The following is a 20130-nucleotide window of genomic DNA, read 5'->3' on the forward strand; positions in this document are numbered from 1 at the left end:
TGAACGGCGAGACTCGGAAAGGACGACGCGGTGAGTGAGCAGCAGGCAAGCCAGTGGCGCGTGAAGGTCGGCGGGGGAGACCAGGTGAGCGTACGTCCGGGCGAAAGCCTTGAGATTGGACGCAAACCCCTGCGCCCGCTGCCCGACGACGGCGTGGCCAGGCTGGAGATCGAGGACGGCACCAAGTCCATGTCGAAGCGTCATGCCCGGTTCAGCGTCTCCGCGGACGGGTCGGCGCAGATCAGGGACCTGTCCTCGACGAACGGATCGTACGTGGTGAACGAGAAGGGCGAGCTCATGCGCCTGCCTGCGGAACGCGACTACACGCTGCCGTCATCGCCCATGCGCATCCAGTTCGGTGACGTGCCGCTCGACTTCGTACGCATCGAGGCGGACGAACGCCCGGTCAAGCCGGTGCCGAACCTGTTCTCGTATTCGGACAACACCACCCGTCAGGAGCCGGACGCCGCCGACATGTCCGTCGACGACATCCTCGACCTCAGGGCCGGTGAGCCCACCGCGGTGTTCAGCGCGCAGCACGCCCGCCACGCGGCCCCCGTGGTCCCCGGTACGCTCAACGCCCCGGTCACGCTGGGCAACCCCCTACTCGCGGACCTCCACCGGCATGCCGAACCTGCCGCCCAGCCGGCACGGTCCGCGCAGGACGTGCAGGGTGTCCAGAACGTCCAGAACGCCCAGAACGTCCCGGCCACGCAGGACGCGCAGCCGGAGTCCCAAGCGCAGCCGGAAGAGCAGCGGCAGAACGCCGACGTCACGGACAACACCGCCGCGCTTGATCAGAAGCCGGCCGGCGAAGTGACCGTCGCCGAGCCGGACGCCGACCAGGTGGCCGCCGGCGAGGCCGCCGTCGAGACCCCGTTCCCCGAGGAGGCGTCGCGCATCGAGGAGCCTCCGGCCGATTCCATGCCGTTGCGCGTGGTGGAGACCCCCAAGCCGAGCCTGCCGCGCAACCTGTTCACCGACGCCATGGCCGCCGACGCCGCGTCGGAATCCGGACCGGAACACGACCGCACGGCCGCGCCCGCCGTGGACGCCGTCATCGCCGCCCACCAGGACGCCGAACCGGCCGCACCCGTCGCGTCGAATCCGACGCAGGGCGCCGTGCCGGAACGTGTCGTCGCACAGCCGCAGACCGTCACCTTCGTGCCGATGGACGCGCGGCAGGCCCCCGGCGTCGTGACCGGCGGCCCGTCCGCCGCGCCCGCCGACGATCTCGATGACGAGACCGGCGTCTACAAGCCCGCGTTCGAAGCCGGATCCGTGTTCGAGAAGGTATCCAACGGCGACTTCGACAAGCCGGCCGAACCCGAGGTGGAGGTCGACGGGTACACCGCCAAGGACGCGCGCACCACATCGGACATGACCCTCCAATTCGAAATGGCGCGGCACAGCGAACTGCTGCCCTTCCTCGCCATGAACCCGGCGCTGTACGACGACCTGTACGCATGGCTCGCCGCACAGGGCGACCGGGACATCGACGAGGCGCTCGAACACAACGCCGGATACCAGGATTACCGCCAGGCGGTAGGAAAGTGAGCGGACGAATGACCGACCAACCCACACTCGACCGGTTCCAGGAATGGCATGACCAGTACCGTGCCTCGCTGGTGCCGTCACCGTTGGAGGACATCAGCCAGCTCGCCGCGCAGCTCGACCTGACCCACGCGCATCCATCGGGCATCGCGCAGCTGTTCGCCTCCGGACACGTCACGCTCGACTCGCTGTTCCGCGACAACGGCATGCTGCGCGCCGCCGAACGCCGCCTCGGCCGCGTGCTCGACGACCGTGGCGCCAAGAAGCGCGTCAGCGGCGTGGCCGGACTGTCGCTCGTCGTCGGCGTGGCCACGTGGAAAGGCAACGCGCTGCCCGTGCTGCTCTATCCGGTGGAGGCCGTCCTGTCCGAGACGCCCGGCAAATCGTCGATCACGTTCACCGGCACCGTCACCCTCAACGATTCGTTCGTGTCCGTCATGCACGCCGCGGGCGTCGACCTCGACGAACAGTACCTGTTCGACGGTTCGCACTACGCCACCGGCACGCCGGAGACGTCCGCCGTGTTCGGCGCGATCACCAAGCAGGTGAACGGCGCCATCGGCGGCTTCGCCATCGAACGCCACATCATCCTCGGCTGCTTCAAGGAACCGGCCGCGCAGATCCTCGCCGAAACGCAGCGCATCATCGACGACCTGGGCAACGGTCCCAGCGGCAACCCGCTGCTCGACGCGCTCGCCGGCGACGAGAAGGCCGCGGCCGCGCTGCACGACGCGCCCATCGCCGACTACAGCCCGTTCGATGCCGACCCGCACACCGAATACGAGGTGGGCGACGTCGACAACACCGTACGCTACGCCGCGCAGCTCGCCGCCTCCGGACACTCCATCACCGTGGACGGCGCGCTGGGGCGGGACACCGCCGAACAGGCCGCCGCCATCGCCTCCCGATGCGTGATGAACGGCCGTTCCGTGCTGTACGTGCCCGGCGTGGCCGAACAGAAGCGGCGCTTCACACACGTGATGCGCGCCAACGAGATGCAGGGGCTGCTGCTCGACATCGCCGACGACAAGGCCAACGCGAGCATCGACCGCCAGCTCATCACCGCCGTCGGCTTCCAGGAGGGAGTGGCCACCCAGCACTTCGAACAGCTCGCCGACGAGCTTGTCGGCGTCCGCTCCCGCCTCACCCGCTACCTGGGCGACCTGCATGGTGTGAGCGAGAAGTGGGGCGTCTCCGCCTACCAGACCATCCAGAACCTCGCCGCCATCTCCGTGGCGCCCACGCACCCGGCCACGCGCGTGCGTCTCACCGAACACACTGCGCGCCAGGTCGGCGGCCGCATCGACGAGTGGGCCGGCAAGCTCGAACGCGCCGGCGAACTCGGCGAATACACCATCGGACCGAACGACACCGCCTGGTACAAGGCCTCGCTCACCAGCGAGAAGGACGCGGTCAACGCCTACCAGCGCGTCGTGGACCTGCTCGAGAAGGTCCTGCCGGCCGTGCGCGACCAAGTCGCCTCCACCGTGCAGGCCTGCGGATTCCCCGTACCCTCCACGGCACGCGAATGGAGCCGCCAGATCATCGTGCTCAAGAACCTGCGCCGCGTGCTCGACGTGTTCCAGCCGGAGATCTTCGAACGCGACATCGACGCAATGATCGAGGCGAGCAAATCCAAGGCCGACCGCAAGGCCGAAGGCACCACCATGGGCTTCTGGGAGCGCCGTCGCCACGTGCGCGAGGCCAAGTCCCTGCTGCGCGTGGGCGCCCAGGTCGAGGACCTGCACGCCGCGCTCATCGTGGTGCGCAAGCAGGCCGAACAGTGGCGCACGCTCGTGCCCCACGGCGGCTGGCCGGTCCTGCCGCCCAAGCTCGACCAGATGATCGCCGCCCAGGAGACCATGTCCAGCGACATGACCGCGCTCGACGCCGTGCTCAGCACCACGCCGCGCGGCGGCGAGCTCGAGACCCGCGACCTCAACGAGGTGGAGGCGCGTCTCAAGGAGCTGTTCGACGACCACAAGGCGCTCGACACGCTCCCCGAACGCTGCCGTCTCGAGAATGAGTTCCAGGCCGTGGGCCTGACCGACCTCGTCACCGACCTCACCAACCGCCGCGTGGGCGTCCACGCCGTCGGCGCCGAACTCCAGCTTGCCTGGTGGACCACCGTGTTCGAGGACATCGTGCGCTCCTCGCCGATCATCTCCAACCAGGACGGCTCCGTGCTCGCCAACGCCACCGAACGCTTCGAGCAGGTGGACGTCGAACACGTGCGCTCCGTAGGCCCCATGGTCGCCCAGGAGTCGATACGACGTCTCAGCGACATGCTCTTCGCCCGCACCCAGGAGGCCAACCTGCTGCACACGCAGCTCGCCGGCCGCACGCACGCCTCCATCGACCGCGTGCGACGCGACCACCCGGAGATCCTCGCCGCCGCCAAGCCGATCCTCATGGCCACGCCGGACACGCTCGCCTCGCTCACCGAGCCGCGGCAGCTCGCCGACGTCGCCATCATCGACGCCTGCGCGCACATCCCCGCCGTCCAGCTGCTCAGCGTGCTCGTGCGCGTCAGGCAGGTCGTGGTCGTGGCCCACTGCGGCACCGTCACCTGCGACAGCCTCAAGCGGCTCATCGGCATGCTGCCGGCCGTCCAGGTCAAATCGCATCCGGTGCGCCGTTCGCCGCTCGTCACCGCGTTCCTCGAATCGCAGGGATACGGCGCCGTCCGCTACGACGTCACCACCGACGCGGCGCGCGGCGGCGTGGCCTACCACAAGGTCGAGGCCAACGGCACGCCCGTCTTCTCCACCGGCCTGGTCGAATCCAGCCAGCAGGAGATCGACGAGGTGGTGCGGCTCATCATCGAACGGGCGAAGAGCTTCCCCATCGTGCCCACCGGTTACCTTCTCACCGTCGTCACCCTCACCGACGTGTTCCGCGTCCGCCTCGGCGCCGAGCTCAAGTCGCTCGCCGCGAAGGACAAGGCGATGAACGCCTTCCTGCGCCACGTCCGGCTCGTCGGCATCCGCGAGGTCGCCGGCGCCCAGGCCACCGACGTCATCCTCTCGCTGTGCTATGCGAAGACCGTGCACGGCAGGCTGCTCCAGCAGTTCGGCGCGTTGGAGGACGCCGGCGGCAGGGGCATGCTGCTTGACGCGCTCGCGCTCGCCGACCGCCATCTGGACATCGTGTCCGCGTTCTCCTCCACGGAGATGGAGGACGAGCGCATCCACCAGGCCGGCCCCAAGCTGCTCAAGTCCATGCTCGTATGGGCCGAACAGCTCACCGACGAGGTGGCGCACCCCGCCGAACACCGTTCCGGCTACAACACGCTGTTCAACGACCTCGCCGAACGCATCCGCTCGCGTGGCCTGGACGTGTCCATCAACTACGGCTTCGACAACGGCCTCACCATCCCGATGGTGGTGGGCCTGCACGGCAAGCCCTACGCGCTGGCCGTCCTCACCGACGACGCCGGCTACATGTCCATCCAGTCCACGCGCGAACGCCACCGCATGCTGTCCTCCGACCTCATGATGCTCGGCTGGTCGGTGATCACCGTGTGGAGCGTGGGCGCGTTCGTCAACCCGGAGAAGGAAGTCGACCGCATCGTGGCCCAGATCGGCGAGATCTACCGGGAGGTCAAATGAGCGAGTATTCGGCCTCCCGCCGCACGCCGCGCAAGCATAGGCGCGTGGTGCGCGAGGGCACGGAACGCTTCGACGCGGACGGCGTGAAGCTCGAACCCTCGGACATGCTCACCGAACGCCAGCGCGAAGCGGACGACGACAAGCGCATCCTGGGCGAGTTGCCGCCTCACTGGGCCGTGTTTAATGAACGTGGCTGATTACGGCGATTGGGCCCAGTGAGGCGGCCTTCGCGGCCCGCCTGTCGGCGGCCGCTCACCTCGCCTACGGAAAGCCCACCGGGCTTTCCGTGTGACGGCTCGGCCTACTGGGCCGTGTTTAATGAACGTGGCTAGCCACGGCGATCGGGCCCAGTGAGGCGGCCTTCGCGGCCCGCCTCATTCATGCACGGACACGATCGCGCCGAGCTCGGCCGAAGCCATCACGCGCAGCACCTCGTCCGGCCGCATCGCCACGGTGAGTCGCGCGCCGGCCGCACCCTCCCGCGTGGCCTTCGCCTGCGCCATCACCAACGCCTGCTCGGCCAGCACGCACGGCTGCGGCTCGTCCTCGGCACACCCCACCGCGGACACCAGCGTCACGGTGTCCCCGGGAACCAACGCGGAGGCGTCGTTCGACACGGCGACCTCCAGCACGCCGCTGCCCGCGGGCGGCACCGGGGAGGCGCGCGCCATCCCCGGGAAGAGCGGCTGACCGGCCGCCATATCGGACTGGACGATGGCCCCCACCGCCTCCTCCGGCGAGGTCAGGGCCGAATCCAGCGGACTCGCTCGCGGTGCCTCCACCATCTCGACGTCGCCCTCGCCGATCGTCTCGCCGCGCGCCAGCGCGCGGGCCGTCACCACCACGGTGACGGTCGCGGTCATCGACTCCACCACGGACAGCACCATCAGACAGGCCAGCGCCAGACAGCAGCACGCCGCGATGCGCACCGCACGCACCCTCGCGCGCCGCGCCGCCAACGTGGGACGTGTGAGCCGCGTCCACGGCATCGTGAATCTTCTCATGCGGCCCATGGTCGGGGGAGCGAAGTCCCCGGGGCAAGCGCGGCGGGGGATTGTGGATAGAGCCCCCGCGAATCTTCACATCCTGTTCGAACGGTCCGAACGGTCCGAACGGTCCGAATATCCCGAACGGCCGGGTGGTGTGGACGGTCCGCCACGCCGCCCGACGAACGGCCGGACCGTCCACGAACGGCCACGGATACGCGAAGGGGCGCGGCCCCCGCAGGAACCACGCCCCATCGCCCTCACCGGGCGTCCGCCGTCGCGAACCGTATGCGGCCGCACCCGGCTGCACCCGGCCGCAGCCGGCTCACTTCTTGCCGTCGGTGCGGTAGAAGCCGCTGCCCTTGAACTCGATCGGCACGGCGGAAAACACCTTGCGCACCTGCTCCTCATGGCACTGGGGGCACACGGTGATCGGCGCGTCGTCGAACGACTGGTGCTCCGTGAAATCGTATCCACAGCTCTTGCAACGGTAATGATAGGTAGGCATCTGCAATCCTCCATCAGGGACGGACCCTGAACAACGTCCTTCTTCTCCGGCGGGGCACGTCAGGCCGCGTCCGCCGGCGTATGCAACCGTACATATCCTAATCGCCGCCCAGACACGTTCCGCCATGGCCGAACGGACGCCGACCACAATGCGGACGGTCTTCGGGCGAAGTCCGTCCGGACTCACTCCTTGCCGAACATCGTCAGCCCCTCGGGCGTGACCACGCCGTCCACGGGCAGGTCATGCGGCTCGCGCGGCAGCGGATCGGCCCCGTCGGGCAGCATCTCCCACGGCCAGCACACGGCCACCAGCGGCGCGTCCGGGGACACGTGCGCCAGCGCGCGGTCGTACCAGCCGCCGCCGCGGCCCAATCGGGTGCCCGAGGCGTCCACCGCCAGCGCAGGCACGATGACCACGGCGGCGTCGCGCAGCGCCTCCATGCCGAGCGTCTCCGCCTCGGCCGGCTCCTCGGGGCGGCCATGGCCGTCGCCGGCGACGGCCAGATCGTCCAGCGTCTCCAGCACGCCCCAGCCGACCTCCATGCCCGTGCCCAGCATCGGCACCAGCAGGCGCAGGCCCCGTGCGAGCGCGTCCTCCAGCAGCGGTTCGATGCGGATCTCCGATCCCATCGGCACGTAGGCGGCGACGGTGGCGCCCGCCTCGAGCCCGTCGAACAGCGCGCGGGCGTGCCTCGCCACCATGGCGCCCGCCGCGGTCCTGTCCGCGGCCGGCACTGTCTTGCGTCTCGCGATCGCCGCGCGCCGCAGCGCGCGCTTCGTCCCCGGCTCATCCATACGTGGTTCGTCCATCGGTGCGTCCATGGCGGCCAAGCCTAGTCCCGCCATATTTCCCGCCATATTGCGTGTGTGCGGCGTCGGCGCGGCGTCCGTGCGACGAAGACGCGGCGTGAGTGGCACAATAAGGGCGTGTCAGTTTTCCAGTCGATCGCCCGGGCGTTCGCCCCGGCCGATCCGAACGCCATCCGTACGCCGGTCACGCTCCATGCGCCGGCCGGCGCCGTGCCCATCACCCTGCGCACGATGACGGAGGACGACGAGACCGCATGGGGCATGGTGCGGTGGAGCAACGACGCCTGGCTCAGACCGTGGGAGTCCGGCGACCCCATGCACGGCCCGGGCCTCACCTTCAACCAGTGGCTCGCCGCGCAACGGCGCGGCGAACGGCAGGGGCACGGCATCGTCCTCCTCATCGAGCATCGGATGCGCATCGTCGGACAGATCTCCATCGGCGCCATCAGCTACGGGTCCATGCGCACGGGCGTGGTCGGCTACTGGGTGGCGCAATCGTCCGCCGGGCACGGCATCGCGCCCACCGCGCTCGCCATGCTCGCCGACTGGGCCATGGCCGATCCGGACGGACCCCGGCTGCACCGGTTGGAGATCGCCATCCTCCCGGAGAACGCGCGCTCGCACGCCGTGGTGCGCAAGGTCGGCGCACGGTACGAGGGGCAGCGGCGCAACTACATGTACGTGAACGGGCGGTGGCGCACCCACGACACCTACAGCCTGCTCGCTGAGGACCGCGGCGAGGGGTTCACGGCGGGGCTCGTGGCACGGCTCGCGTGGCATGCGGACCATTCGTCGCAGCCGGACCACCAATCGCAATCGGACCGTCCGTCGTCCGACGCCACCGCGCCGGCCGGAGCCGTATCGGACGTGCAGGCGGGCGCCGCATCGGATGCGGGACACGCGGCGCAGACCAACGACGCCGCCGACACGCGCGGGACGGATGCGGCGAATGTGATGCCCGTCTCCTATTCTTGATGCCTATGGGTTACGAGTCACTGAGCACGATCATCGTGCTGGTCATCGTAATCATAGGAATCGTGGTATGGCTGCCCATACGCACGGCCAACAGCATGAGGCATGTCGAGGAGCACCGCACCGACCGCTACTCCACCTCGCTGCACCTGGTCGACGAGCATAGCGGCACACGGTTCAGCGACGACAGGACCTATGTGAAAGGGGTTTCGATGCAGCCGAAACAGAGGCGCGCCACAACGCTCACCCCAGCACGCATCGCCGAAGTGCGGCGTCTTCGTCATGAGGCCACCCGTCGTCGCCGAATCATCGTCCTGACGTTGCTGCTCGCCACCGCGCTCGTGCTCGGACTCGCCTTCGCGCTGCACTACAGCCCGCTGTTCGCGCTCATCCCCGCCGTCCTCGCCGCCGTGGTGGTGGCGTTGGGCGCGCACGCCGCCAAGCAGGCCAGGGCATGGGAGCACAAGGTCGCCCTGATGAGGTCGCGCGAGCGCAAGGCCAAGGTCCGCGCCGCCAAACGCCAGGCGCACATGGTCGAGGTCCACACCGCGCGCATGAAGGCCGCCGTCGATGCCGCGGCCGCACCCGCGGGTTCCGTTCCGGAGACGAAGGACGATGCCGTGCGGCGGGGGAGCGCCGACCTCATCGCCAAGGCCGTGAACGATGACGCCGGCGACGTTCCTGTGAACGATGACGCCCCCACCGATCGTATGGAGCGGCGTGAGATCCGCCGCGTGCTGCGCCAGGCGCAGGAGGAGAAGCGCAGGGCGCTCGCCGAACGCGCCGCCCGCGAGGAGGCCGGGACGCCCGAGTCCTCCGCCGAGGCCGCGTCCGTGTCCGTATCCGCGGAATCCGGGTCCGTCGCCGAGAATGTCAAGGCCGGCGATGAACCGGCCGCGCAGGCCAAGACCGACGCCAAGGCCGTTGAGGAGTCCGTCTCCGACGCCACCGCGGAACTCGTCGAGGTCAGGCCGGCCAAGGCGCTGGACGCGTTCGACATGGCCGCCATGTCCCCCGAACTCATCTCCTTCACGCTGGGCGAGGCCCGCAACGGTGTGGAGCAGGAGGACGGCACCCCGGAAAGCCTCGAGATCAGGTCGACGCGCCAGGTGAGCAAGGCCACGCCGGTGAGCCGCGAGGAGCAGGACCGTCTGGCCGACGAGGCCAAGGTCGAGACCGAGCCGGCCGTGCGGCCGGCCGCCGACGGCACGCCTTCCGGCCGTCCTGCGGACGATGTCGCCTCCGCCGCGTCGCAGGGCGATGTCGACGCCGTGTCCGCCGAAGCCTCGTCCGCCGACGACGCGTCCGACGCCGCTCCCGCTGTGACCGACGTCGCCGCGTTCCATACGGCCGAGGAGCGGGCCCGTGTGGCCGCCCCGGCCGCCACGTCGGATTCGCTCGGCAACGACCTGCAGGCCGTGCTGGCGCGCCGCAACGGCTGAGCGCGGCCGGCAACGGCGTCATAACCGACCGGATACGGGCCGCGCGGAAGGGCATGTCCTTCCGCGCGGCCCTCGTCGTCTCCGGGTTTCTCTCACAGCGTTAGCACTCGAGTTGGCAGAGTGCTAAAAAGCGCGCTACCATGTGAACCAGTGCTCGGGATCGGTCAAGTGATCGTCAGCCTCTTGGGCGTTTCCGGCGCGGAGACATCGAACCAACGAGAAATACGAGGTGACCCACAGTGTCGATCAAGCTCACACCGCTGGAGGACAAGATCATCGTCAAGCAGGCCGAGGCCGAGACCCAGACCGCGTCCGGTCTGTACATCCCGGACAACGCCAAGGAGAAGCCGCAGCAGGGCGAAGTCCTGGCCGTCGGCCCGGGCCGTCGCGACGACAAGGGCGAGCGCATCCCGATGGACGTCAAGGTCGGCGATAAGGTCCTGTACTCCAAGTACGGCGGCACCGAAGTCCACTACGAGGGTGAGGACTACCTCATCGTCGGCGCCCGCGACATCCTGGCCATCCTCGGCTGAGACCGCGCGTCGGACTCCCGCACGTCAGGCCCCCACGGGCGCGTGCGGGCCCGTACGGAAGCCCCGTCCACCGCATCCGGTGGGCGGGGCTTCCGTCGTCCTCGGCTACACTTGACGAGGGTAGGGGATGACCGGACCAGCACGAGGGGGCACGGCATGACACACGACCTTGCCGGCGACGACGCCGGAACGAACGGAACGAACGCAGCCGACGTGGCCGAGACGGTCCGGACCGCGGGGCGCATCATCGACGAACTGACGCGGGCGCTGTCCTCGTCCCGCGAGGTCGCCTCGCTCGCCGTCGCCACGTTCGTGGCCGGCGGACACCTGCTGCTCGAGGATGTGCCGGGCGTCGGCAAGACCACGCTCGCCCGCGCGCTCGCCCGCGCCATCGGCGGCGACATGCGCCGCATCCAGTTCACCCCGGACATGCTGCCCGGCGACCTGACCGGCGTGAACGTCTGGTCGCAGGCCGAAGGCCGGTTCGTCTTCCATCCCGGGCCGCTGTTCGCCAATATCGTCATCGCCGACGAGATCAACCGCGCCAATCCCAAGACCCAATCCGCCATGCTCGAGGCCATGGGGGAGGGCCGTATCAGCGTGGACGGCGAATCGCACGCGCTCGACGACCCGTATTTCGTGGTGGCCACGCAGAACCCCATCGAGCTTGAGGGCACCTACCCGCTGCCGGAGGCGCAGCTCGACCGGTTCATGGCCTGCACGGGCTTCGGCTATCCGGACGAGGACGCGGAGGCCGCCATGGTGTCCGCGCCCGACTGGGCCCGTCCGCTCGACCGTGTGTCGACCGTGTGCGACGTGGACACTGCGGTCCGGATGCGCGGGACGGCGCGTCGCATCGCCGTCAGCCGGCCCGTCGCCGCGTATGTGGTGGCGTTGACGCGCGCCACGCGCCATCGGGAGGGCGTGGCGTACGGCGCCTCGCCCAGGGCGAGCCTGGCGCTCGCCGCCATGGCCCGCGCCGCCGCGGCCATCGACGGGCGCGACTACGTCCTGCCGGATGACGTGCAGCGTTTCGCCGTCCCGGTGATCGCCCACCGTCTCGTCCTCGACGACGCGATGCGGTCGGGGGAGTCGGATCTCGAGACCGCCAGGGACGTCGTGCGGGACGTCGTGCGGGACGTTCCCGTCCCGCGGGCGTGACGGCGGGCGCGCCATGGGAAGCGGGGTGAGACGGTTCCAGGACGGTGCCGCGGCGTGCGCCGCGAGGGCATGGCGGGGGACGCGACGCGTCCGTTTCCGCCGGCATGGGTTCCGCCGGCATGGGTTCGTCCGCCCCACCGTGCCCTGCATGCTGCTGACGGCCGTGGGTGCGCTCGCCTGCTATGCGGGTCTGCTGCTCGACGAACGCACGCTGGTGGCCGCGACCGTCTGCATCGTCGCGCTCGTCGTCGTCTCGCTGCTGCTGACCGTGGCGCAATGGGTCTTGATGCGTGCCGGGACGGCGACGCCGGATACGGCGGCCGCGACCGACCGTCCGGGTGCGTCGGACGTCCGCACGGGCCGTCGCCTGCACACCCGTCTTCGCGCATGGCTGACGCCCGGTGAGCGGCATACGACCCCGCAATACGAGATGGTGGACCAGCGGGGCGCGGTGGTCGGACGGGTCGCGGGCGAGGTGCCGCGCCGTCGCGGCCTGTACCGGCATCACAGCCGCGTGATCCGGTGGACCGGGCCGTTCGGTCTGTTCGCCGCCGCGCGCGTCACGCCGTGGGCCGGCCGGACCCTGATGCTGCCCGACGTGCCGTCCGGCGAAGGCGACGGCGTTCATGCCCCCGACCGGCGCATGGCCGGCGCCGGGCAGGAGGAGCAATCGGGCGGGGTGCGCGCCTACGCGCCCGGCGACCCCATCAGGCTTGTCTCCTGGCGGCACACCGCCCGGCGCGGACGGCTCATGACTCGCGAGACCGCCGGCGACGCGCGTCCCACCGTCCTGCTGGTCCTCGGCACGGGGACGTCGCACGGCGTCGGCTCCGGCGACGTCGGGGACGGTCGCATCGCCCGACGCTACGGACGCCCGCGCGCGGGCGCCGAGGAGGCGACGACGCTCGATCGCGCGGTCGCCGCGTTGATGGCGTGTCTGCCGCGACGTGGTCGCGGGACCGCCGCCGTGCGGATCGTGGCCACCGACGGCGAACGGTTCCATGAAGGCCTCGGCGAGGTGAAGCGCTTCCTCGCGTCGGCCCGCACGGTCCCCTACGCCGGCGACGATTCGGCGCAGGCACGCGCCAAAGCCGTCGCCGCCTATGCGGCGCGTCGGAGCGGCCCGCTGCGCATCGTCGTGTGCGACGCCGACGACGACCGGTCCCTGCGGCAGGCGCTACAGCGCGGTCCGGCCGCCGGGATGACGCGTGCGGTGGAACCCGCGGCGACGGTGACGGTCGCGGCGGACGACGCGTCGGACATCGGTCCGGCGCACGGCGACGCGGCCGCGTCGCGCATGCCGGAAGGAACGCCGTCGGACCGGACCGCGGCATCGGACGGCACGACGGCTCGTGCGCCGAAAACGATGTCCGGCCTCCTGCCGCGCGTCGTCGCGGCCCTCGCGCTGCTCGTCTGCTTCGCCCTGACCCTGCGCGGACTGACCGGACTGGTCAACCCCACCGGCGTGTGGGCATGGTACGCGGCCGCGCTGCTCGCCGTCGCCGCCGTCGGCGCGACCATTCCGTACGGAAGCGGCGACGCATGGGCCGGAACGCGGGAGGAGGCGCGGGAAGAGGCACGGGCGGACGGCGTCGTGCGACGCCGCATCCTGCACCGTGCGGCGCGCGTGGCCGCCTACGCGCTCGCGGCCCTTGCCGGAGCCGCCGTGCTGACGGCCGTACGCGCCCACGACGCGCTGACGGACGCCGACCACCCGTGGCGGGCCCTCGCGGGCGTGCTCGCCGCCGGCTTCGACCGGCTCAACCTCCAACTGCCGCCCATCAAGGTCGACGCGGACGGCGACGTGTTCCTCGTCGTCGTGGTCGCCGCCGCGGCCGTCGCGCTGCGGTGCCTGCTCCTATGGCGCGGCGCCATGCCCCTCATGGCCGTCCTGCCCGTTGCGGCGCTCGCCGCCGACTACAGCGTGGTGGGGCATGCGACCCCATGGTGGGCCGTCGCCGCCCTCGCTCTGGCGTTCCCCCTGTCCCTGTGGGCGTACCGGCCGCGACGTCTCGGACCGCCGGCCACGGCCACGGCGGCGCTGCTCGTCATGGCCGTCACGCTCGCCGGCACCCCCACGGGCGAGGCCATCGCCTACCGCGTGCCCCTGTCCATCGGCGAAGGCGGCGGCATGTTCACGTCGAACACGGTGAGCCCGCTCATCGACCTCAAACGCAACATCACCGCCGGATCCGACAGCATCATGCTCCACTACCGCTCGTACAAGCGCCTCTACCTGCGCATGGCCACCCTCGACGAATTCGACGGCGACACCTGGGGCTACGGCAGGGACCTGGCCATCGACGCAGGCCTGTACGGCGCCGGCATCCAGCTCGGACGCAGCAGCGAGAACGACCTCACCGACGAGCAGCGCGAATCCATCGAGCCGTTGACCGCCTACATGTACTCGCTCGGCTACTATGGCTACGACGGCGCCGGCGTGAGCCAGGACGGCATCGAACGGTACATGGGGTACGCGAACATCCGCATCGACACGCTGCGCTCGCGGTTCCTGCCGATGCCCGGCATCGCCTACGGCCAGCAGGGACTGGGCTCGGACTGGCTGCAATACCGGGACGGCAGCGTGTACAACCGCTCCGGTTCGAGCATGTCCGGCACCTCATACACGGCGAACGGCACGTACATCGATCCGATCCGGTCCGCCTCCGGGTTCGCCGACCTCACCGACATCGTCGACACGGAACGCGGCTTCGAACGCCAATGGTCCTCGGTCGCCGAGCGGATCGGGGGATGGCTGCGCGAACGACGCGCGCTGCAGGCGGCCGGACTGGGCGAGGTCCGCGGCGACGCGGTGCTCATCCGCACCACCATCGGCGACGACGGCGTGGTCTACGGGCCGAACGGATGGCGGCTCGGCAAGGTGGACTCCTACCAGATGTCGTTCGGCTCCTCGATGCCGCAAGGCGACGGTACGGGCGACGGTGCCGGTGACGGTTCGGGCGGCGACGGTTCTGACGGAGGCTCCGGCGGAGGCTCCGTCGACGGCGGCGTCGGCGGGCGATGGCAGAACGCGCGGATGACCACCGGCACGCCCGCCTCCATCACCTTCGACGACGCCGTCAGGGAACAGCTCGGCTTCGGCGAGGACGGCATGGTGATCGGCTCCTCCCCGACGGGCGAGGTCGGCATCGTCGTGCCGCTCGTGGACACCACCGAACAGGTCGGCGCATGGTATGACGTCTCCAGCGGCACCGTGCGCATGAACAGGCCGGACGGTTCGGACATGGCCGAATGGGAGTCAGACGCGCATCGGGCCCTGTACGCCGCAGGCATGTCCCGGGACATCGTCACGTGGGAGAGCGCCGCCGAGGCCGGTTCGGTGATCCTCAAGGAGGTCAGGAAGGTCGTCGAATCCTCGGACCGGCGCGCCCACGCCTCCCGCTACACGTCCCTGACGGACACGCTGCCCGCCAACGTGCGCGCCGTGGTCCGCCGGGCGCAGGCGGACGGCGTTCCGATCACCGGGAAGAGCTACGACGACCAGATGCGCGCCATGCGCTGGCTCGTCGACTACTTCACCGCCAAGGACCAGCACTTCACCTATTCGCTGGACGCGCCCGACGGTGACGGCCGCTCCAACCTCGAGGTCATCGACGCGTTCCTCGACCCGAAGACCGGGCACGCCGGCTACTGCCAGCACTACGCGTCCGCGCTGGCCGTGCTCGGCCGCGCCATGGGCGTGCCCACGCGCGTCGTGCTCGGCTACAACGCCGGCACCGAGGAGGGGAACGCGAGGGACACCGCCGGCTACACGCCGGTCCGGTCCCGCCAGCTCCACGCGTGGGTGGAGGCGTACCTCGACGGCGTGGGATGGGTGCCGTTCGACGTGACGCCCGCCAGCGCCCAGAACGGCACCCTGTCCTCCGCCGCGTCCGGCGCGGACGCGTCCTCCCGGTCCGCCGGGTCCGACGCCGCGGGAGCGCAGACGACGGACGGTGGGGCCGGCACGGCGGACGGCGAATCCGGCGCGGAGAGGGACGCCGCGTCCGCGGATGGCGACGCGAGGAAGAATGGGAAGACCGCCGGCGGCGCGAAGACGTCCCGCGGCGATGCGGCCGACGGTGACGTGACCGTCTGGGCCCGCGTCGCGGCATGGTTCGCCGCGCTGCCGACGTGGGCGAGGATCGTCCTGCCCGCGTGCGGCGTCGCCGCGCTGCTGGCCCTGCTCGTGTTCGCGCCGCGCGGCGTGCGACGGTGGCGTCGCCGCCGCGGCCTGCTCGCGATACGTCGCGCCGCGGCCGCACCTCCCGACGACATGGACGCCCGTGCGCGGGCGTGGCGCGCCGCCTGGACCCTGCTGCGCCGCGAAGGCCGACGGTCCGGCGTGCGATGGCGCGCCTCCGACACCGATCGGGCGATCGGCGAGGCGATCGCCCGTGCATGGGAGGACGCCGGGGGCTCCGACGCGTCCGACGGGGCGGGCTCCGGCCCGTCCGCCGACGCCGCGGCCACCGTGCGCACGGTGGCGCGCAACGTCGCGGCGGCCGCGTTCGGCGGGACACCGGACCGGCCGGAGGGTCTGGAGGAGCGGGTCCGCCGGGCGCCCGACGGGGTGCCTCGGCCCGCGAGGACGCCGTCGCGGTGGCCGAGGCCATTGCGACACGCCGACGCGAGGAAACGTTTGGATTTCTGAAAACGTTGGAATTCCAACGTTTTTAGGGTGTCATACGGCCGTTTCGCCACGCCGGGGCGGCGTTCTGGGTTGCGCGCCGGAAAATCCCGTGGCATGATATCCGAGTTGCCTGACGAGGTCACCTCCTCGGCAGGGGACAGAGACTGGCGGATTTCCCAAGCGGTCAAAGGGAGCTGACTGTAAATCAGCCGCTTCGTGCTTCAGTGGTTCGAATCCACTATCCGCCACGCCCCGATAGCTCAGTGGTAGAGCACTTCCTTGGTAAGGAAGAGGTCGTGAGTCCAATTCTCACTCGGGGCTCTCTGGCGGGGTAGCTCAGCTGGCTAGAGCGTACGACTCATAATCGTAAGGTCAAGAGTTCGAGCCTCTTCCTCGCTACAAATCACGCCCGTCATCCGACGGGCGTACGTTTAGACTATAGAGGTGAATGAACCATGGCTAAGTCCGCCGACATCCGTCCCGGCATCACGCTGGCATGCACCGAGTGCAAGGAGCGTAACTACATCACGACGAAGAACCGTCGCAACACGCCCGATCGCCTCGAGCTCAAGAAGTTCTGCCCGCGCTGCGGCAAGCAGACCGTGCACCGCGAGACCCGTTGATTTCGCGCTACGAACGTTCGAACCCGGCCCATTCGGCCGGGTTTTTGCGTTATCGGGACGATGCCGTCCGCCGCGGACGGTGCGGACAGGACGGGCGGAAGCGGATAGGATAGGCGGTTATGACCAGCTTTGCGGATATCACCACCATCGGCGTGGGCGGCGAGATCGCCCGCTTCATCGAACCGGACACGCGCGTCGGCGTCATCGAGGCCGTCGAGGAGGCGGACTCCCGCGGCGTCCCCCTGTGCGTGATCGGCGGCGGCTCCAACATGCTCGTCGCCGACGCGCCGTTCGAGGGCGTCGTTGTGCGCGACGCGCGCCGCCGCATCACCGTGCCCGACGAGGCCGCTCCCGTCGAGGGCGACGACCGCACTGTCCACGTCAACGCCGAGGCTGGCGCCAACTGGGACGACTTCGTCGCGCTCACCGTGGAGCTCGGGCTCGAAGGCGTCGAAGGACTCTCCGGCATCCCCGGCACGGTGGGCGCATCCGTCGTGCAGAACATCGGCGCGTACGGCCAGGAGGTCGCCTCCTCCGTCGCATCCGTCGAGGTATGGGACCGCGAATCCAAGACCACGCGCGACCTCACGCCCGCGGACCTCAAGTTCGGCTACCGCTCCTCCGCGCTGAAGGCCAGCATGTACCGGGCCCCCGCCACGCCCGCCGACCGGTTCTTCCCCACGCCCCGGTACGTGGTCCTGTCGGTCACGTTCGCGCTGCGGCATTCGGCCGAAGGCACCGTCGGCGTCGGACAGCTCGCCAGGGCACTGGGCGTCGAGGTGGGCAGCCGCATGGCCACCAAGGCCATCCGCGACGCCGTGCTCCGCGTGCGCGCCGCCAAAGGCATGCTCGAGGACCCCACCCGCTACGCGCTGGAATCCATGGCGGGCACCAAGCGCGAGGCCAACGTCCGCGCCGACCTGGCCCGGCTGGCGGCCGTGGAGCAGGCCTCTGCGGACGCGGCGTCGGAAACCGGTCCCGGTGCTGACGGCCTCCCTGTCACGGACCATGACCGCCACAGCTGCGGCTCGTTCTTCATGAACCCCATTCTCACCGCCGAACAGGCCGCCGCGCTCCCCGAGGACGCGCCACGCTTCCCGGGCGTGCTGCCGGACGGGACGGACGGCGTGAAGACCTCCGCCGCATGGCTTATCGACCACGCCGGATTCCACAAGGGCTTCGCCACCGGCGGGCGCGACGCGTCCACCGCGTCGGCGAGCCTGTCCACGCTGCACACGCTGGCCCTCACCAACCGTGGGACCGCCACCGCCGCCGACCTCGCCGACCTCGCCCGCACCATCCAGCGGGGCGTGAGGGAGCGGTTCGGCGTGGCGCTCGTGCCCGAACCCGTCTGCATCGGCGTCGACCTGCGTCCCTGACCGCGGCGGCCGTCCCCGCGGCGGCCGTCCCCGCGGCGGCCGTCCCCTGAGGCCGTCCCCTGAAGCCGTCCCATATTTCGGGAAAACGGGCGGCTTTTCGCCCGTATCATCGACGAAGGGTTACATAAACGTACGTCCGGCGCATATACTGACCCCTTGAACTTATCGGAGAACAAAGGGTCATACCATGCAACTGTTCCGAACGAAATCGGTTGAGCAGACCATCGCCGAGACCGGCGAGGAAGGCCGTACGCTCAAACGCAACCTCACATGGTGGGATCTGTCCATCATGGGCGTCGCCGTCGCCGTCGGCGCCGGAATCTTCTCGGTGGGCGCGCAGGCCGCCGCGTTCCACGCGGGACCCGCCGTCATCATCAGCTTCCTCATCGCCGGCATCGTGTGCGGCGCGGCCGTCATGTGCTACGCCGAATTCGCCTCGATGATCCCCGTGGCCGGATCCGCGTACACGTTCACCTACACCACGGTGGGCGAGATCATGGCGTGGGTCATCGGGTGGGACCTCATCCTGGAGATGCTCATGGCCGGTTCCGTGATCTCCAAATACTGGGGCGTCTACCTCAACGACTTCATGCGTCTGATGGGGTGGGGCCTCGACACGAACATCGCGATCGGGTCCTTCAACCTCGACATCGCGCCGATCATCATCGTCGCGTTCTTCACCACGCTGCTCGTATTCGGCACGAAGATCGGCGCCCGCGTGGACGGCGCGATGACCGTGCTCAAGATCGCCATCGTGTTCTTCGTGGTGATCGTCGGCTTCTTCTACGTGAAGGCCTCCAACTTCACGCCGTTCATCCCGCCGGCCGAGCCGGCCTCCTCCGTGCAGAGCTCCGCCGCCGTGGCCGGCGTGATGGGCCAGCCGCTGTGGCAGTGGGCCACCGGCATGGTCCCGTCCATCTACGGCGTGCCCGGCATTCTCTCCGGCGCCGCGCTCGTGTTCTTCGCGTTCATCGGCTTCGACGTCGTCGCCACCGCCTCCGAGGAGACCAAGAACCCGCACCGTAACGTGCCGCTCGGCATCGGCGTGGGCATGGCGCTTATCATCGTCATGTACATGCTCGTCGCCATCGTCACCACCGGCATGGTCTCCTACAAGGATCTCGCCAAGCAGGACAGCCCGTCGCTCGCCACCGCGTTCGAGCTGGTCGGCGCCAACTGGGCCGCCAAGATCATCAGTTTCGGCATCGTGCTGGGCCTCGCCACCGTGGTCATGGTGCTGCTGCTGGGCCTGACGCGCATCGTCTTCGCGATGAGCCGCGACGGTCTGCTGCCGCGCGGGCTCTCCAAGACCGGCAAGCACGGCACCCCGGCCTTCCTGCAGATCGCCGTCGGCGTGGTCGTCGCGCTCGTCGCCGCCTGCTTCGACATCGGCGTCCTGTCCGACATGGTGAACATCGGCACGCTGTCCGCGTTCACGCTCGTCGCGATTTCCATCCCGATCATGCGCGCCAAGCGCCCCGACCTGCCGCGCGCCTTCAAGATGCCCGGCAACCCGTGGATTCCGATCCTCATCGGTCTGGCGAACCTGTGGCTCATGCTCAACCTCACGGTCCTCACCTGGATCCGTTTCGTGGTGTGGCTGGCCGTCGGCTTCATCATCTACTTCGGCTACGGTTACCGCCACGCCCGCCTCGGTACCGGCGACCTGACGGAGGAGCTCTCCGCCGAGACCGACAAGGCCGTCAACGGCTGACGGGTGTGTCCTGCCGGGTGTGTCCTGCCGGGTGCGTTCGTCCGGCGGGTGCGTTCGTCCGGCGGGTGCGTTCGTCCGGCGGGTGCGTTCGTCCGGCGGGTGCGCTCCTTCTTTGCGGCCCTTGCACCTCCCCATGCTCGTCCGATTCTTCAGGAACGGACGGAACGGGAGGTTGCGGGGGCCGTTTTGCGTCCGTTCCTATAGG

General features: G+C 69.8%; 13 protein-coding genes, 3 tRNA genes and 1 pseudogene. 14 read left to right on the forward strand and 3 right to left on the reverse strand.

Annotated features, from left to right (window positions below):
* Nucleotides 1-30: 30 nt before the first annotated feature.
* From KIH78_RS06375 to KIH78_RS06385, 3 genes are read left to right on the forward strand one after another with little or no spacing between them, the layout of a single operon-like run.
* The gene (locus KIH78_RS06375; protein WP_219131712.1) at nucleotides 31-1557 is read left to right on the forward strand and encodes an FHA domain-containing protein; all 1527 of its coding nucleotides are present in this window, start codon (nucleotides 31-33) and stop codon (nucleotides 1555-1557) included.
* 8 nt (nucleotides 1558-1565) lie between these two features.
* Nucleotides 1566-5165, forward strand: a complete 3600-nt coding sequence (locus tag KIH78_RS06380; RefSeq protein ID WP_214313975.1) for a helicase — start codon at nucleotides 1566-1568, stop codon at nucleotides 5163-5165.
* The gene (locus KIH78_RS06385; RefSeq protein ID WP_214313977.1) at nucleotides 5162-5362 is read left to right on the forward strand and encodes a hypothetical protein; all 201 of its coding nucleotides are present in this window, start codon (nucleotides 5162-5164) and stop codon (nucleotides 5360-5362) included. Before KIH78_RS06380 ends, KIH78_RS06385 begins: the two co-directional genes overlap by 4 nt.
* Before the next feature lie 177 nt (nucleotides 5363-5539).
* Here the strand turns inward: KIH78_RS06385 and KIH78_RS06390 are convergent, their stop codons facing one another.
* The 3 genes from KIH78_RS06390 to KIH78_RS06400 form a co-directional block, all read right to left on the reverse strand.
* Nucleotides 5540-6169, reverse strand: coding sequence for an SAF domain-containing protein (locus tag KIH78_RS06390; RefSeq protein WP_219131713.1), 630 nt, complete (start codon nucleotides 6167-6169; stop codon nucleotides 5540-5542).
* 307 nt (nucleotides 6170-6476) lie between these two features.
* Entirely contained in the window at nucleotides 6477-6659 is a 183-nt protein-coding gene (locus KIH78_RS06395) for an FmdB family zinc ribbon protein (protein WP_214313981.1), read from the reverse strand.
* Between the two features lie 182 nt (nucleotides 6660-6841).
* Nucleotides 6842-7468: a 5-formyltetrahydrofolate cyclo-ligase gene (locus KIH78_RS06400; protein ID WP_236034475.1), complete on the reverse strand. Its 627-nt coding sequence runs from the start codon at nucleotides 7466-7468 to the stop codon at nucleotides 6842-6844.
* A gap of 117 nt (nucleotides 7469-7585) precedes the next feature.
* On the opposite strand from KIH78_RS06400, the pseudogene KIH78_RS06405 reads away from it, so the two are divergent.
* The 11 genes and pseudogenes from KIH78_RS06405 to KIH78_RS06455 all read left to right on the forward strand — a co-directional run.
* Nucleotides 7586-8233: pseudogene (locus tag KIH78_RS06405) on the forward strand (GNAT family N-acetyltransferase); the annotation flags it as partial.
* 215 nt (nucleotides 8234-8448) lie between these two features.
* Nucleotides 8449-9882, forward strand: coding sequence for a hypothetical protein (locus tag KIH78_RS06410; RefSeq protein WP_219131714.1), 1434 nt, complete (start codon nucleotides 8449-8451; stop codon nucleotides 9880-9882).
* 239 nt (nucleotides 9883-10121) lie between these two features.
* Nucleotides 10122-10415: a co-chaperone GroES gene (gene groES, locus KIH78_RS06415; RefSeq protein WP_214313985.1), complete on the forward strand. Its 294-nt coding sequence runs from the start codon at nucleotides 10122-10124 to the stop codon at nucleotides 10413-10415.
* Nucleotides 10416-10571: 156 nt separating this feature from the next.
* Nucleotides 10572-11576: an AAA family ATPase gene (locus tag KIH78_RS06420; RefSeq protein WP_219131715.1), complete on the forward strand. Its 1005-nt coding sequence runs from the start codon at nucleotides 10572-10574 to the stop codon at nucleotides 11574-11576.
* Between the two features lie 148 nt (nucleotides 11577-11724).
* Nucleotides 11725-16230, forward strand: coding sequence for a transglutaminaseTgpA domain-containing protein (locus tag KIH78_RS06425; RefSeq protein WP_219131716.1), 4506 nt, complete (start codon nucleotides 11725-11727; stop codon nucleotides 16228-16230).
* A gap of 145 nt (nucleotides 16231-16375) precedes the next feature.
* Nucleotides 16376-16457 (forward strand) — tRNA-Tyr (locus KIH78_RS06430).
* Between the two features lies 1 nt (nucleotide 16458).
* Nucleotides 16459-16530: transfer RNA gene (locus tag KIH78_RS06435), tRNA-Thr, on the forward strand.
* Between the two features lie 4 nt (nucleotides 16531-16534).
* Nucleotides 16535-16608: transfer RNA gene (locus KIH78_RS06440), tRNA-Met, on the forward strand.
* 56 nt (nucleotides 16609-16664) lie between these two features.
* On the forward strand, nucleotides 16665-16832 hold the full coding sequence (gene rpmG, locus KIH78_RS06445; protein WP_007053013.1) for a 50S ribosomal protein L33: 168 nt from the start codon (nucleotides 16665-16667) through the stop codon (nucleotides 16830-16832).
* A 119-nt stretch (nucleotides 16833-16951) separates the two neighbouring features.
* A complete protein-coding gene (locus KIH78_RS06450) occupies nucleotides 16952-18211 on the forward strand; it encodes an FAD-binding protein (protein WP_219131717.1) in 1260 nt (419 codons plus the stop codon).
* Nucleotides 18212-18398: 187 nt separating this feature from the next.
* A complete protein-coding gene (locus KIH78_RS06455) occupies nucleotides 18399-19925 on the forward strand; it encodes an amino acid permease (RefSeq protein WP_219131718.1) in 1527 nt (508 codons plus the stop codon).
* Nucleotides 19926-20130 lie beyond the last annotated feature (205 nt).

It is taken from the genome of Bifidobacterium saguinibicoloris, from assembly GCF_019331725.1.
GTDB classification, from domain to species: Bacteria; Actinomycetota; Actinomycetes; order Actinomycetales; family Bifidobacteriaceae; genus Bifidobacterium; species Bifidobacterium saguinibicoloris.

Bases quoted from the DNA above. Each gene is read 5' to 3' on its own strand.
- KIH78_RS06455 (WP_219131718.1), top strand. From the start codon at position 18,399: ATGCAACTGTTCCGAACGAAATCGGTTGAGCAGACCATCGCCGAGACC.
- KIH78_RS06400 (WP_236034475.1), bottom strand. From the start codon at position 7,468: ATGGACGAACCACGTATGGATGAGCCGGGGACGAAGCGCGCGCTGCGG.
- KIH78_RS06385 (WP_214313977.1), top strand. From the start codon at position 5,162: ATGAGCGAGTATTCGGCCTCCCGCCGCACGCCGCGCAAGCATAGGCGC.
- rpmG (WP_007053013.1), top strand. From the start codon at position 16,665: ATGGCTAAGTCCGCCGACATCCGTCCCGGCATCACGCTGGCATGCACC.
- KIH78_RS06380 (WP_214313975.1), top strand. From the start codon at position 1,566: ATGACCGACCAACCCACACTCGACCGGTTCCAGGAATGGCATGACCAG.
- KIH78_RS06425 (WP_219131716.1), top strand. From the start codon at position 11,725: ATGCTGCTGACGGCCGTGGGTGCGCTCGCCTGCTATGCGGGTCTGCTG.
- KIH78_RS06450 (WP_219131717.1), top strand. From the start codon at position 16,952: ATGACCAGCTTTGCGGATATCACCACCATCGGCGTGGGCGGCGAGATC.
- KIH78_RS06410 (WP_219131714.1), top strand. From the start codon at position 8,449: ATGGGTTACGAGTCACTGAGCACGATCATCGTGCTGGTCATCGTAATC.
- KIH78_RS06390 (WP_219131713.1), bottom strand. From the start codon at position 6,169: ATGAGAAGATTCACGATGCCGTGGACGCGGCTCACACGTCCCACGTTG.
- KIH78_RS06420 (WP_219131715.1), top strand. From the start codon at position 10,572: ATGACACACGACCTTGCCGGCGACGACGCCGGAACGAACGGAACGAAC.
- KIH78_RS06395 (WP_214313981.1), bottom strand. From the start codon at position 6,659: ATGCCTACCTATCATTACCGTTGCAAGAGCTGTGGATACGATTTCACG.